Here is a 13,292-nt window from a genome sequence, read left to right on the forward strand (position 1 = left end):
GCCCATGGACTCGCCCCTGGTTTTCGCCGGCGCCATCAGCCTGTGCTTCGGCGCCCTGCTAGTCCTGGTGATAGTTGTCCTCAAGCCTCGGTATGCCGCGATTCCAATCCAACGCCGCAGGCCTGACGGACAGCCGGACCCGTCCGCACTGTCAAGATTTTCCGAATCAGCGGCCAATGCGATGGGTGGCGTGATCGGGAAGTCCGGCGGCCCCTACAGCCGCGAACTTCTCTACAACGCCGGCGTGAAAATGACGCCCGCAGAATTCAGCGCTTTCGTGGCAGCAGTGACCGTAGCTGTTGGCCTGCTGTCCAGCCTCGCCACCAACCTCGGCTTCGGAATCCTACTGGCAATCGCGACGCCGTTCGTGGCCAGGTTGGTGCTCACACTTCGAAGGGACAAGCGCCGGAGCAAATTCGATGGTCAGCTGATTGGCACCATTCAAATGCTGATAGGTGGGTTGCGTGCCGGCCACAGCGTGATGCGGGCTATCGAAGCCGCAGCGAACGAGTCCGAGTCGCCCACCTCAGAGGAACTGACCAGGATCGTCAACGAAACACGAATCGGCAAAGATGCCCGGGAAGCGATCGATGACTCCGCCAGTCGGATGGACAGCGAAGACTTCCGGTGGATTGGGCAGGCCATCCAGATAAATCGTGAAGTCGGCGGAGACCTCGCGGAGGTCCTGGATCAGGTGGCCGGCACGATACGTGAGCGCAGCGAAATCAAAGGCCACGTGCGGTCACTCAGCGCGGAAGGGAAGATGTCCGCATACATCCTCATGGCGTTGCCGGTTGGGGTCGCATTCTTCGTCGGAATGGTCAACCCGGGCTACCTGGACGTCTTTGTCCAGAAACCGATCGGCTGGTTCCTGCTGGGCCTCAGTGCACTGATGTTCATCATCGGCGGCTTCTGGATGAGCCGCATCGTCAAGATCAAGTTCTAAGGATCGAACATGACTCCAATCGCTTGGTTGATTATCGCCACGGTTATCCTGCCTCTCTCCTATTTCGTGTGGTCATGGGCCACCTTGGACCGAAAAGGGGCCCTCGCCATCCGGGGAAACCTTGCCCACGGATTCAGCGTTGGAGGTCGCGACGCCGCACAGCAGGCCCCGATCCTCCTGGGAATATCCAAAAGGCTTACCCCGGGCAGCTACGAGGCCAAACTGGACCACTGGCTGTCACTGGCCGGGCGGCCGGCGTCCATGCCGCTGGACAAGTTGATCGTCTCAAAACCGCTGCTGTCCCTAGCCGGTGCGCTGGCAGGAATCGTCGTACTCACCAACTCGTTTACTTCGATGAATGTCGCTGTGGCGATCTTCATGACCATCTTCTTCTATTTTGTTCCGGACCTGCTGGTCTACAACAAGGCGATCAAGCGGCAGGAAGCGATCGAACTGGAACTGCCCAACACCTTGGACCAAATGCTGATCTCTGTGGAAGCTGGGCTTGGCTTTGAATCGGCAATGGCCCGGGCTGGCTCCTATGGCGGAGGACCTTTGGCCCAGGAGCTGGTACGCACCCTGCAGGACATCCAGGTTGGCCGGCCACGGCACGAAGCCTACGAAGCGATGGCGGCCAGAACTTCAGTGCCGGACTTGAAGGGCTTCGTAAGGGCCGTGGTGCAGGCCGATAAATACGGTATCGGCATCGCCAAAGTCCTCCGCGCACAGGCCAAGGATGCCCGCGTGAAACGTCGGCAGCGTGCAGAAGAAAAAGCGATGAAGCTTCCGGTAAAGGTCCTGTTTCCCCTCATCTTCTTTATCTTTCCCGTGCTGTTCATCGTTCTGCTGGGGCCCGCGGCCATAAACATCATCGAGGCCTTCAGCCGCGTCTGAAAAAACAATGCGATGCGCCTACCGGCGCCAAAAACCGGACCCCCTCGGCACCCAGAACCGAGGGGGTCCTTTGCATGCCTGGAAGTACGGAAAGCCCAGCTTCAGCCCAGTAATAACCAAGCAAATGCGCAGGAAGTGTGCACGGCGTAAAGGCTTTGCGCAGGATGTTGCAAGATCGGGTCAAAGTCGGATCAAGCGTTGCTAACTTCGTTGAAGCGCTGGTGCTGGGCCAGCCAATCCGTCTCGCTCAGGAGTCAAAATGCTTTCTCTTTACACGAACCTCTCCGTCCGCCTTCGCAGCGAAAAGGGCGCAACCGCCGTCGAATACGGCATCATGGTCGCCCTCATCGCCGTCGTCATCATTGCTGCAGTCACCCTCCTCGGCGGGACCATGCAGGACACGTTCACTCAGATTCAGTGCTCTGTGAGCAAAGGAACCTTTGTAGCTCGCGCGGGTAATGTCGCTGCCAGCTGCACTCCTGCTCCCTAAGCTAACCTGAAGGGTGGGTTGGCGGCAGCTCTGGGCCGCCGCCAACCACGATGCCTCAGGGGTGGTTGGTTCTCGAAAGGTCTACTTATGTCCAGGGCATCCGAACGTGGTGCTGCTGCTGTCGAGTTCGCAATCGTTGTACCCGTGCTGGTCATGCTCCTGCTGGGCATCGTAGAATTCAGCCGCGCCTACAACGCCCAAGCCTCACTATCGGCGGCCGCCCGAGAAGCGGTGCGCGTTATGGCCCTGTCCAACGATCCTGTTGCATCACGTACGGCAGCCAAAAACACTGCTGTCTCGCTGAATCCAGCGCTGACAGATTCCAACGTCATTTTCAAAAACCTCGACACCGGGACGACAACGTGCGCGTCGGGCAACCGCATGACTGTCACTATCACCTACTCGCTGTCCACCATGACAGGAATAGCAGGGCCCTTTTCGATGACCGGCCGAGGAGCAATGCTGTGCGGCGGCTAAGTCAGGCCAACAGTAATCGAACCGACGAACGGGGCGCGGTGAGCGTAATCGTCGCCATCATGCTTGTTGCGCTCCTGGGTTCCGCCGCTATAGCTGTGGATGTGTCGATGATGTACGCAGAGCGCGTCCAGCTTCACAATGGAGCCGATGCCGCTGCTTTGGCTATAGCCCAAAAATGTGCCAAATCAACGTCTGACGCCGACTGCGTCAGCACCTCGTCGCTTGCCGCCGGTCTCGCAAACCGAAATGCGAATGACAGTCTCACCAACTTGAAATCCGTCGCTATCGACCCCACAGCAAGAACTGTGGCCGTAACTGCCGGTTCACAGGAAGCCGGTAAAACCCCTAACCAGGTGTCCTTGTTCTTCGCGCGAGCGCTGGGAATCTCCTCTGCAGAAGTAAACGCTAGCGGTTCAGCGCAATGGGGCACGCCGTCCAAGGGCCCGGCGATCCTTCCACTGGCCATCGCCTACTGCAAGCTTGACATTCCCACTGGTGGAACGACGGGCAACGTGCAGGTCCTGGAGCAGTCAGTGAACGGTTGTGGGGGCCTGCCCGGGGGATTCGGCTGGATCACGACTTCGGGCACCAAGTGCTCCATCACCATGACGGCAGGCCAATCCAGCAACTCGGGGATCTGGTTCGCAAGCGATCCCGGCGCAAGTGCGCCGACAATCTGCACAGCCGCAGACTTCAGCCAGATGAACGACCAAACGGTTCTCTTACCGCTTTATGACCTTGCAACCGGCACAGGTTCTTCTGGCAAGTACTACGTGAAAGGGTTCGCAGCCTTCCACGTCACGGGCTATCACTTTGCCGATATCAACTGGAGTACAGGCGGCAACGTACAAAACAAAACGATCCGCGGCTACTTCGTGAAGTTCGTGTCACTGGCCCAGGCCTTTGAACTCGGCAGCGTCCCCAACTACGGGGCTTCAATCGTCCGTCTCACCCCATAGCCGTCAGCAAGATCCAGGAGCAGTCAGTGAAGTCACGTATGTTGGCCGGTGTAGCAGCAGTAGTGCTGGCCATCATCGGAGCGGTCCTCATGGTCTCCTACGCGCAAGGCGCCGACCAGCGCGCAATGAAGGATATGGATCCGACCAGCGTTTTGGTAGTCGCTAAGGCCGTACCGGCCGGTTCTTCCCTCGACGTTGTCAGGGCATCCGTAACCGTGCAGCAGGTGCCGGCCACGGCCGTCTCCAAGACCGCCCTCAAAAACCTTGACGACTCCGCTGGCAAGGTGGCCGCCGTGGATCTGGTTCCCGGCGAACAGCTCCTCGCCGAGCGCCTCGTTGCCCCCGCCGACGTCAAGAGCAACAGCGCCGCCAAGGTGCCGGCAGGCCTGCAGGAAGTGACCTTCGAGCTGGAGGCCAAGCGTGTGGTGGGCGGCCGACTAGAGGCCGGTGACCACGTTGGCATCGCCTTGATTTTCGCATCAGGGGCAGACAAGGCCAAAGCGGGTGACCCCACCACCCAGCTCACGATCCGCAAGGCACTGGTCACCGCCGTCCAACGCGCGCCCCAGGCAACGCCGAGCGCCAAGCCCACGGACGGGACCAACCCGCAGGACACCACACTCCCGCAGGGATCCTTCATGGTGACCGTCGCCGTCAACGACGTCGACGCCAACAAGATCATCTTCACCTCCATCAACGGCGAACTCTGGCTCACCAAGGAGCCCTTGGATGCAACAGACAGCGGCCCCGCAACAGCCAGGAAGGACAACGTGTACAAATGAGCCGCTTCGTCCTCCTCTCCCCCAACGGCGACTTCGACCAGAAGCTGCGCGCCGCCGTCGCCCATGGACTGCGCGGCACCGTCCAGACCATCGCCAGCGATATCCTCCCCGCAGGCCCGGCGGAACTGTTCGGCCTCCTCAACCAGGAACAGCCCGAGGTCCTGATCATCGGCCCTGACGTGCCGTATGAAGAAGGGCTGCGGTTCGCCAAGGTCTTCGACGTCCAGCTCCCCGGCCTCAGCCTGGTCCTGGTCAGCGACGTGGACCCCGACTACCTCCTCTACGCCATGCGCGCCGGCATCCGCGACATCCTCAGCCCGCAGGCCGACGCCGCGGAAATCAGGGTGCTGCTCGAACGCGCCTGCCAGTCCTTCGCCACCCGCAACCGCGGCCCCGAGGCACAGCAGGCAGAGAGCGGCAGCGGCCTGGTCATCGGTGTCTTCTCCCCCAAGGGCGGCGTTGGCAAGACCACTTTGGCCACCAACATCGCCATCGGCTTGGGCCAGATCGCGCCCATGAGCGTGGTCATCGTGGACCTGGACCTGCAGTTCGGGGATGTCGCCTCCGGCCTCTACCTCAACCCGCAGCACACTGTCACGGACGCCGTCACCCCCGCCGCCGCCCAAGACTCGCTGGTCCTCAAAGCATTTCTCACGGTCCACCCGGCCGGCATCTACGCGCTCTGCGCCCCGCCCAACCCCGTGGACGCGGACCACATCACCCCGGAACAGATCGGCCACCTGCTGGAACAACTGGCCCAGGAATTCCAGTACGTGGTCATCGACACCGCCCCCGGCATGCCGGAAATCGGCCTCGCCGCCATGGAACAGTGCACCGACGTGGTCTGGGTCAGCGCCATGGACATCCCCAGCCTCCGCGGCCTCCGCTCCGGCCTCGAAGTCCTGCGCCAGCTGGACATCATGCCCGAATCCCGCCACGTGGTCCTCAACATGGCCGACGCCAAATCCGGCCTGAACGTCAGGGACGTCGAATCCACCATCGGCGCGCCCGTGGACGTCAGCATCCCCCGCTCCCGCGCCGTGGCCCTGTCCACCAACCGCGGCATCCCCGTCCTCCAGGACTCCAAGAAGGACCCCGCCGTCAAAAGCCTCCGCCAGCTCGTGGAGCGCTTCAACCCGGCATGGCGCACACAGGCCCAGCGGAAACTTCACCGAAGGGTGGTCATCTGATGAAACTCTCCGAACGCATCAACGCGGTCCAGGCGCGCAGCCAGGCAGCCGGAACCGCGCTGCTCGAGCCCCCGGCACCCGCGCCTTCGCCGACCCCCGCGGAAAGCACGGAGCGGCACCAGCCGGCACACGGCGCCGTCGTGCATTCAACGCACGACGCCGGCACCCCCTTGGTGCCCAGCGCACCCAAGGTGGACGTCTTCGCGGCCATGAAGGACAGGGCGGCCACCGCCCTGTTCGAACGCATGGGAACGCGCTTCAACGACGCCGCCGTCACTGAACGGGAGCTGCGGAGCACCGCCAAAGAGGAACTCACCCGCATCGTCGACGCCGAACAGGTGCCGCTGACCCCCGAGGAACGCACCCGGCTGGTCCAGGACGTTGCCGACGACGTCCTGGGCTACGGCCCCCTCCAGCGCCTCCTTGACGATCCCGCCGTCACCGAAATCATGGTCAACCGCATGGACCAGATCTACGTGGAACGCAAAGGCAAGCTGACGCTCACCGAATCGCGCTTCAGCTCCGAGGAGCACCTACGCAAAGTCATCGAACGGATCGTCTCCAAGGTGGGCCGCCGCATCGACGAATCCTCCCCGCTGGTGGATGCCCGGCTGGAGGACGGCTCCCGCGTGAACGCGGTCATTCCGCCGCTGGCCGTCGGCGGCTCCTCGCTGACCATCCGTAAGTTCAGCAAGACCCCGCTGACCGTCCGCAACCTCATCGACTTCGGCACCCTGACGCCGGAGATGGCCGAGCTCCTGAACGCGTGCGTCAAGGCGAAGCTGAACATCATCGTCTCCGGCGGTACCGGCACGGGCAAGACCACGCTGCTGAATGTCCTATCCTCCTTCCTCCCGCACGACGAGCGGATCGTCACCATCGAGGACGCCGTGGAACTGCAGATCCAGCAGGAGCACGTGGTCCGGCTGGAAAGCCGCCCGCCCAACACCGAGGGCAAGGGCGAAGTCACCATCCGCGAGCTCCTCCGCAACTCCCTCCGTATGCGCCCGGACCGGATCGTGGTGGGCGAGGTCCGCGGCGGTGAATCGCTGGACATGCTCCAGGCCATGAACACCGGCCACGACGGCTCCCTCTCCACCGTGCACTCCAACTCGCCCCGCGATGCCGTGGCCCGCCTGGAAACCCTGGTGCTGATGGCGGGGATGGACCTGCCGCTGCGCGCCATCCGGGAACAGATCGCCTCCGCCGTGAACCTCATCGTCCAGATCTCCCGGCTCCGCGACGGCTCCCGCCGCATCACCCACGTCACGGAGGTCCAGGGCATGGAAGGCGACATCGTCACCCTCCAGGACGCCTTCGTCTTCGACTACTCGGCGGGCGTGGACGCGCAGGGCCGGTTCATGGGCCGGCCGGTGGCCACCGGCATTCGCCCCCGCTTCATTGACCGGTTCGAGGACCTCGGCATCCATGTGTCCCCTGCGGTGTTTGCCACGCCGCTGGGCCCGGGCGCGAAATAGGGACGCGGCCATGATCATCGCCATCGGAAGCGTCATCCTCCTCGCAGCCATCTGCCTGCTGGGCGTGGCCGTGCTCCTGCCGAGCGCCCCCACGGTGCCGCTGGACCGCCGTCGCCCGTTTGAACCCGAGCCGCCGTCCTCGCTGACCCGCGTGGCCTTGTCCGCAGTCAGGTCCTTCGAACGACTCCTCGCCGGCCGGAACGTCAAGCTCTTCACCCGAGCGGAACTGGAGAACGCAGGCCTGCGGCTCAGCCAGGCCGAGTTCTTCCTCCTGGTGGGGATCGGCGCCTGCGTCGGCATGCTGGTGGGCCTGGTCACGGTTGGCCCCGTCATGGGACTGCTTCTCGCCCTGCTGGCACCCTTCGTGGGCAAACTGGTCCTCGGATTCCTGGCCGGCAAGCGCCGCACGGCCTTCGACAGCCAGCTGGGCGACACGCTGCAACTGCTCTCCGGCGGCCTGCGAGCAGGGCACAGCATCCTCCGTGCCATCGACGCCGCCGCAACCGAATCGCAGAAGCCCACCTCCGAGGAGATGCGCCGGGTGATCACCGAGACCAGCCTTGGCCGCGACCTGCTCGCGGCCCTCAACGACACCGCCGACCGGATGAAGAACGAGGACTTCGTGTGGATCTCGCAGGCCATCCAGATCAACCGCGAGGTGGGTGGCAACCTCGCCGAGGTGCTGGACCAGGTCAACGAAACCATCCGCGAGCGCGCGGAGATCAAGGGCCACATCAAGGCCCTGGCCGCGGAAGGCAAGTTCTCCGCCTACATCCTGATCGCCATGCCGTTCGGCATCGTGGCCATGCTGCTGGCCGTAAGTCCCAACTACATGAACGCCATGTTCACCCATCCCCTGGGCTGGATAATGATCGGTGCGTCCTTTGTCCTGATGACCATCGGTGCGCTGTGGATGCGCAAGATCATCGACCTGAAGTTCTGAGGACCCATGAACCTCATCGTCCTGCTCTCCGTCCTGCTGGTCTGCATCCCCCTGGGGGCGGTGGCCTGGTCCGTCCTCACCGTGGACAAGCAGGGCCGCGTCGCGGTCACCGACCTGCTCTCCCGCGGTGCCCCGTCCGTCGCCGTGGCGCCCGCCTCCAAGCGGGGACTGCTCGAATCCCTGGGCCGGCGGCTCACTCCCCCGGCCTATGTGGCCTTCCTGGACCGGCTCCTGTCCCTGGCCGGCCGGCCCGCCACCATGCCGCTGGGAAAGGTGCTGGGGTCCAAGCTGGGGCTCGGCGTGGCAGGTGCGGCGGTTGGCCTCTACCTGACCTCCATCGGCAACTCGCCGATCATGAAGCTCGCCGGGATCTTCGTCCTGGTCCTTGGCTACTTCATCCCGGACCTGCTCCTGTACAGCAAGGGCCAGGAACGGCAAAAGGCCATGCAGCTTGAACTGGCCAATACGCTGGACCAGATGCTGATCTCCGTGGAGGCTGGGCTCGGCTTCGAAGGCGCCATGGCCCGCGCGGGCGAGAACGGCAAGGGCCCGCTGGCCGAGGAACTGGTCCGCACCCTGCAGGACATGCAGGTGGGCCGCAGCCGCCGCGAGTCCTACATCGCCCTGGCGGAACGGACCAACATCCCTGAGCTGCGGAGCTTCGTGCAGGCAGTGGTCCAGGCTGACACGTACGGAATCGCCATCAGCCGGGTCCTGCGTGTCCAGGCGAAGGTGATGCGCGTCAAGCGGCGCCAGCGGGCCGAGGAAAAGGCCATGAAACTGCCGGTCATGATCCTTTTCCCGCTGTTGTTCTTCATCTTCCCGGTTCTCTTCATCGCCATTCTGGGACCGGCAGTGATCAACACGGTGATGACGTTTAGCGGACAATAACCGATACGCAGGGCGACGGCAAGGTTGCCTCAAGGTTTACACAGAATGATAAGAAATTGAACGCCGAAGGATTTCCAGGAAGTAGCCTTGAACAATGCAGAGTCAGGATCCCGGTTCCAGCGGAAAGAGCCCCGCTGTGGACTCCCCGCTGGCCGGCGTCCCGCTGCCTGCCGCTCCCGGACAGGCCGCACGCACGGCCCTCTCACTCGAAGCGGCTGCGCTCTTGCCGTTGATTGACGCCGCCGTGCTGGCGGAACTCGAAGACGAACTTGCCGGATCAGGGCTGGCCCAGCGTTTCGCCCGCGACTATGCCGCCATGTGGGACCTGCGCCTGGCACGGCTTGGAACGGCGGTGGACACCGGGGACGAGGCCTCTGCCCTGGACGCCGTCATCAGCCTGAAGATCAGCTCCGCCATGGTGGGCGGTGTCCGGCTGGCCAGGCTCGCCGAAGTCCTCGAAGGCCTCATCCGGAAGGGCGACTTTGTCCAGGGCCAGGCCATGATGGCCGGGGTGGCGAAGGACGGAGCCCGGACGGTATCCGAGCTCCAGTCGACCTACATCCTGGAGAAGGGCTGACGCTCAGGCGTCATCGGGCCGGCGCGGTGCGAGCCGGTAGCCCACCCCGCGGACGGTCTGCAGCCAGCGCGGCGACAGCTGGTCCTCCTTGAGCTTGCGCCGCAGGTTTCCCACATGCACCTCCACGGCCCGCTCATCCGCCTCGCTGATGTACGTGTCGTGGTCATAAAAGTCGCCCCGCACGGCCCGTACCAGGTCAGCCCTGGTGCACACGGCGCCGCCGCCCTTGAGCAGGACGTGCAGCAGGTCGAATTCGCTGCGGGTCAGTCCCAGCGGCTCGCCCTTAACCTCCACCGTGCGTGTGCGGTGGTTCAGCAGGAGCCCGTTGTGCCGCAGCACCCCAGGGTCGGCGTTCACGGCAGGAGCCGCGGCCTGTCCCCAGTGCGGCGTGGACGGCTGCTCCCCCGCAACCTCATGCCGGGGCCTGCGCATCATCGCCGCCACCCTGGCCCGGAGTTCCCGGGGCCTGAAAGGTTTGGCGATGTAGTCGTCCGCACCGGCATTCAGCGCCGACAGGAGGTCCGGTTCTTCCGTCCGTCCCGTCAGCATCACCACGTACGCATTACTGAAATTCCGGATTCGCCGCAGAACCTCGAACCCATCAATATCCGGCAGGCCAATATCCAGCGTGACAACGTTGGCCTGCTTGCTGCGGACCACCTCAACCCCGGCCCGCCCATCAACAGCTGTATGCACTTCGAAGCCCGCTTGTGTCAGTACGCCTTCCAGGAGGTTCCGTACATCCGCGTCATCTTCGATTACTACAGCTACACCAAGATCGTCCATTGCTATCCCTGCGCCAGGCGGAGATGGCCCCCCATTGGCCCAGCGCCAATGCCATTCCCGCTCCAACCATTTATACGCTACTAGTAAGCCTTCCTGATCACATCTGTATTCGCCCGGAAAATTGAAAAGTCAATTATTATGACAAGAGCTGTGCAGTATGGACGGGAAAGGGTAAGAAGCGGGTACGGAAAGCAATTCAAAGACCCCTCGGGGCCTGCGATCCAGTTGGGAAGGGGTACGAGTCAGACACATGGCTGAGGCATTGTTCCACCGCGGGCCCGGCCGCATCTTCCGCCGGCTGGGACCACGCGCCCAAGTGGTACTGTGCCAGCTCCCCCTGACTGTCGTAGTGGCCGTCATCGCACTGATTACGCCCTCCGCGTGGCCATCACTCCTGGGCAGCCCGTGGTACGGGGCCGGCCTGGCCCTGCACGGACTCCTGTTCCTGGCCTGCTTCCTGGTTCCCTGGGAACGCCTGCCGCACAGGCCCTACCTGCTGATCCCGGTCCTGGACTTCGTAGCCATCGGTCTCATGCGCAACGGTGCGGCACCGCTCCTGCCGGGGTTGGCGGTCCTGGTGGTCTTCCCGGTCATCTGGCTTTCCGCATCCGGAATGCTGGCCCGCAGCAGCCTGGTGCTCAGCTTCCTGGGGCCGTTCCTCATCATGGCGCCCACAGCCATAGGCCATTTGCCCGCCGTCACCGCATCGGACCTCACCACCGTGGTTCTCTTTCCCGTGATGATGCTCGCCGTTTCCCTTGCCATCCGGTTCGCGAGCGTGAACCTGCGCCTGCAGCAGCGCGAACTGGCGGAGAAGGACCGCGAGCTCCGGAACCTCCTGGCGGCAAGCCGGGAACGGGAGAAGCTGCTCGAAACCGTCCTGGACGCCACCGACGTCGGAATCGCCGCCGTCGACCGTTCCGGCCACTTCCTGGTCTCGAACAGCCGCCAGCGCAACTTCCGCCGTGCCACGGGCGCCGACGAGGCCATTCCGGGCCAGGGGCACCAGCTCATCTTCGGCCAGGACCGGCACACCCTGCTTTCCCCTGACCGCCGGCCCATCAGCCGCGCCATGGCAGGGGAATCCTTCGCCGACTACCTGGTCTGGGCAGGTGAAGGCCCGGATCAGCGCGCCGTGTCGACGGCGGCGCGTCCATTGGTCAGCGAGGACGGCAGGCTCACCGGGGCCGTTGTGGTCTACACCGACGTCACGGGCTGGGTTGAATCCCTCGCCGCCAACCAGGACCTCATCTCCAACGTCTCGCATGAGTTCAAGAACCCGCTGAACTCGATCATCGGCAACGTGGACCTGGTGCTGGAGGAGGCGGACAGCCTGCCACCCCACCTGGCCCAGCGGCTGCTGGTGGTCCAGCGGAACGCGGAGCGGCTCCTGGAACTGGTGGCCGACCTTACCGCTTCCACCGCCCTGAACGTCCACCCGAAGCGGACCGACCTCGCCAGCCTGGTGGAGACCAGCCTCAGTTCAGCCCTGGCCTCGGCGCAGCGGTCCCACGTAGAAATCGCCGCCGACGTCCCGTCGCCCCTGTGGGCCTACGCGGACCCCCTGAGGATCGGGCAGGTGCTGGACAACCTGGTCTCGAACGCCATCAAATACTCACCGGATGGCGGAACGATCAGCATCAGCGCGACGGCGGACAGGCAGTGGGTGCGGCTGAGCGTCACCGATACCGGGATGGGCATGTCCCACGACGACGTCACCAAGGTATTCAACCGTTTCTTCCGCACCGAGTCGGCGCAAAAGGCGGCCATCCCCGGAGCAGGCCTGGGCCTCTCCATCACCCGGATGATCGTGGAGCGCCACGGCGGCACCATCATGTGCGAAAGCGGCGAAGGCCAAGGCAGCACGTTCACGGTGACCCTCCCCGCAGAGGGTCCCCCGCCGTCGTTCTAACGCATCGATTGCTGAGCACTTGTCGTTCTGACGCCCGAAAACGACAGATACGGAGCAGTCGATGAGTGGTCAGTGCTCGCGGACGGCCCTGGTTTGTTCGGCGCGGGCCAGCAGCTCGCTGTCCGAGGGGTAGGCCACTTCCTCCAGCACCAGCGGATGCGGGGCGGCAAGGACGGACTTCGCGTCCCGCTTTTGCAGCAGCAGCCGCTCGTGCAGCCAGCCCGGCGGCACAGCACCCTCCCCCACATACAGAGCGGAGCCGATCAGTGCGCGCACCATGTTGTGGCAGAACGCGTCCGCCTGGACGGTGGCCACGATGACGCCGTCCTCGCCGCGGCGGAACTCGAACCGCTGCAGTTCCCTGATGGTGGTGGCCCCCTCGCGCGGCTTGCAGAAGGACAGGAAGTTCTGCAAGCCCAGCAGCCGGGAGGCGCCGTCGTTGAGCAGGTCCACGTCCAGCGGATTCTTGTGCCATAAGGTGAAGTACCGCTCCAGCGGATCCCAGAGGGCAGGCCCGTCCGCGATGCGGTAGCTGTAGCGCCGCCAGAGGGCGGAGAACCGGGCGTCGAAGCCCGCAGGAGCCAGGGCGACGGAATGCACTTCCACGGCTCCGTGCAGGTCCCCCAGCGAACGGTTCAGGGTGCCGCGGAGGCGCCGCAGCATCGCGACGGCGGGATCCACGTCGTGCCCGCGCGGCAGTCCCAGCCACTCGGCTTCAGTGAGGTCCAGGTGGACCACCTGGCCGCGGGCATGCACGCCGGCATCGGTCCGGCCCGCAACGGTGACCCGCACCTGGCGCCGGACCAGGAGCTCGATGGCCTCCTCCAGGACGCCCTGGACGGTCCGCAGGCCGGGCTGCAGCGCCCACCCGCTGAACGGGCCGCCGTCGTACGAAAGATCAAGCCGGATACGCAAAAACCCGCCGCCCCCTGGAACGGGGGCCGCGGGTTTTTGGTGGTTCACAGAC

14 protein-coding genes are annotated in these 13,292 nt (G+C 64.2%); 12 read left to right on the plus strand and 2 right to left on the minus strand.

The window, feature by feature from the left end; all coding sequences use genetic code 11:
* Window positions 1–4: 4 nt before the first annotated feature.
* The 11 genes from ACFVTD_RS02280 (at window position 5) to ACFVTD_RS02330 (ending at window position 9,627) form a co-directional block, all read left to right on the plus strand.
* Window positions 5–946 carry a type II secretion system F family protein gene (locus tag ACFVTD_RS02280; protein ID WP_387557483.1) on the plus strand — a complete coding sequence of 314 codons (942 nt, stop codon included), beginning with the start codon at window positions 5–7 and terminating at the stop codon, window positions 944–946.
* A gap of 261 nt (window positions 947–1,207) precedes the next feature.
* On the plus strand, window positions 1,208–1,840 hold the full coding sequence (locus ACFVTD_RS02285; protein WP_387557486.1) for a type II secretion system F family protein: 633 nt from the start codon (window positions 1,208–1,210) through the stop codon (window positions 1,838–1,840).
* Window positions 1,841–2,099: 259 nt separating this feature from the next.
* Window positions 2,100–2,330: a Flp family type IVb pilin gene (locus ACFVTD_RS02290; protein ID WP_387557489.1), complete on the plus strand. Its 231-nt coding sequence runs from the start codon at window positions 2,100–2,102 to the stop codon at window positions 2,328–2,330.
* A gap of 87 nt (window positions 2,331–2,417) precedes the next feature.
* Window positions 2,418–2,807, plus strand: a complete 390-nt coding sequence (locus ACFVTD_RS02295) for a TadE/TadG family type IV pilus assembly protein (RefSeq protein WP_387557492.1) — start codon at window positions 2,418–2,420, stop codon at window positions 2,805–2,807.
* A 38-nt stretch (window positions 2,808–2,845) separates the two neighbouring features.
* Complete coding sequence (locus ACFVTD_RS02300) at window positions 2,846–3,766, plus strand: pilus assembly protein TadG-related protein (RefSeq protein ID WP_387557495.1); 921 nt, start codon at window positions 2,846–2,848, stop codon at window positions 3,764–3,766.
* A 26-nt stretch (window positions 3,767–3,792) separates the two neighbouring features.
* A complete protein-coding gene (locus tag ACFVTD_RS02305; RefSeq protein WP_387557498.1) occupies window positions 3,793–4,548 on the plus strand; it encodes a Flp pilus assembly protein CpaB in 756 nt (251 codons plus the stop codon).
* Window positions 4,545–5,738, plus strand: a complete 1,194-nt coding sequence (locus ACFVTD_RS02310; protein ID WP_387557501.1) for an AAA family ATPase — start codon at window positions 4,545–4,547, stop codon at window positions 5,736–5,738. Before ACFVTD_RS02305 ends, ACFVTD_RS02310 begins: the two co-directional genes overlap by 4 nt.
* The gene (locus tag ACFVTD_RS02315) at window positions 5,738–7,216 is read left to right on the plus strand and encodes a CpaF family protein (protein ID WP_387557504.1); all 1,479 of its coding nucleotides are present in this window, start codon (window positions 5,738–5,740) and stop codon (window positions 7,214–7,216) included. Before ACFVTD_RS02310 ends, ACFVTD_RS02315 begins: the two co-directional genes overlap by 1 nt.
* Window positions 7,217–7,226: 10 nt before the next feature.
* On the plus strand, window positions 7,227–8,159 hold the full coding sequence (locus ACFVTD_RS02320; protein WP_387557507.1) for a type II secretion system F family protein: 933 nt from the start codon (window positions 7,227–7,229) through the stop codon (window positions 8,157–8,159).
* 6 nt (window positions 8,160–8,165) lie between these two features.
* On the plus strand, window positions 8,166–9,050 hold the full coding sequence (locus ACFVTD_RS02325) for a type II secretion system F family protein (RefSeq protein ID WP_387557510.1): 885 nt from the start codon (window positions 8,166–8,168) through the stop codon (window positions 9,048–9,050).
* A gap of 94 nt (window positions 9,051–9,144) precedes the next feature.
* Window positions 9,145–9,627 carry an Hpt domain-containing protein gene (locus ACFVTD_RS02330; RefSeq protein ID WP_387557513.1) on the plus strand — a complete coding sequence of 161 codons (483 nt, stop codon included), beginning with the start codon at window positions 9,145–9,147 and terminating at the stop codon, window positions 9,625–9,627.
* A gap of 3 nt (window positions 9,628–9,630) precedes the next feature.
* Here the strand turns inward: ACFVTD_RS02330 and ACFVTD_RS02335 are convergent, their stop codons facing one another.
* Window positions 9,631–10,413 (minus strand): response regulator transcription factor, encoded by a 783-nt coding sequence (locus tag ACFVTD_RS02335; protein ID WP_387557516.1) that lies wholly within the window; start codon window positions 10,411–10,413, stop codon window positions 9,631–9,633.
* A gap of 250 nt (window positions 10,414–10,663) precedes the next feature.
* Here ACFVTD_RS02335 and ACFVTD_RS02340 point away from each other — a divergent pair, with 250 nt between their 5' ends.
* On the plus strand, window positions 10,664–12,325 hold the full coding sequence (locus tag ACFVTD_RS02340; protein ID WP_387557519.1) for a sensor histidine kinase: 1,662 nt from the start codon (window positions 10,664–10,666) through the stop codon (window positions 12,323–12,325).
* 69 nt (window positions 12,326–12,394) lie between these two features.
* Here the strand turns inward: ACFVTD_RS02340 and ACFVTD_RS02345 are convergent, their stop codons facing one another.
* Window positions 12,395–13,288, minus strand: a complete 894-nt coding sequence (locus ACFVTD_RS02345; protein WP_387557522.1) for a tRNA pseudouridine synthase A — start codon at window positions 13,286–13,288, stop codon at window positions 12,395–12,397.
* Between the last annotated feature and the right edge of the window lie 4 nt (window positions 13,289–13,292).

The sequence above is a fragment of the Pseudarthrobacter sp. NPDC058119 genome (genome assembly GCF_042884655.1).
Classification (GTDB): Bacteria; Actinomycetota; Actinomycetes; order Actinomycetales; family Micrococcaceae; genus Arthrobacter.

Bases quoted from the DNA above. Each gene is read 5' to 3' on its own strand.
- ACFVTD_RS02280 (WP_387557483.1), top strand. From the start codon at position 5: ATGGACTCGCCCCTGGTTTTCGCCGGCGCCATCAGCCTGTGCTTCGGC.
- ACFVTD_RS02285 (WP_387557486.1), top strand. From the start codon at position 1,208: ATGCCGCTGGACAAGTTGATCGTCTCAAAACCGCTGCTGTCCCTAGCC.
- ACFVTD_RS02290 (WP_387557489.1), top strand. From the start codon at position 2,100: ATGCTTTCTCTTTACACGAACCTCTCCGTCCGCCTTCGCAGCGAAAAG.
- ACFVTD_RS02295 (WP_387557492.1), top strand. From the start codon at position 2,418: ATGTCCAGGGCATCCGAACGTGGTGCTGCTGCTGTCGAGTTCGCAATC.
- ACFVTD_RS02310 (WP_387557501.1), top strand. From the start codon at position 4,545: ATGAGCCGCTTCGTCCTCCTCTCCCCCAACGGCGACTTCGACCAGAAG.
- ACFVTD_RS02315 (WP_387557504.1), top strand. From the start codon at position 5,738: ATGAAACTCTCCGAACGCATCAACGCGGTCCAGGCGCGCAGCCAGGCA.
- ACFVTD_RS02320 (WP_387557507.1), top strand. From the start codon at position 7,227: ATGATCATCGCCATCGGAAGCGTCATCCTCCTCGCAGCCATCTGCCTG.
- ACFVTD_RS02325 (WP_387557510.1), top strand. From the start codon at position 8,166: ATGAACCTCATCGTCCTGCTCTCCGTCCTGCTGGTCTGCATCCCCCTG.
- ACFVTD_RS02330 (WP_387557513.1), top strand. From the start codon at position 9,145: ATGCAGAGTCAGGATCCCGGTTCCAGCGGAAAGAGCCCCGCTGTGGAC.
- ACFVTD_RS02335 (WP_387557516.1), bottom strand. From the start codon at position 10,413: ATGGACGATCTTGGTGTAGCTGTAGTAATCGAAGATGACGCGGATGTA.
- ACFVTD_RS02340 (WP_387557519.1), top strand. From the start codon at position 10,664: ATGGCTGAGGCATTGTTCCACCGCGGGCCCGGCCGCATCTTCCGCCGG.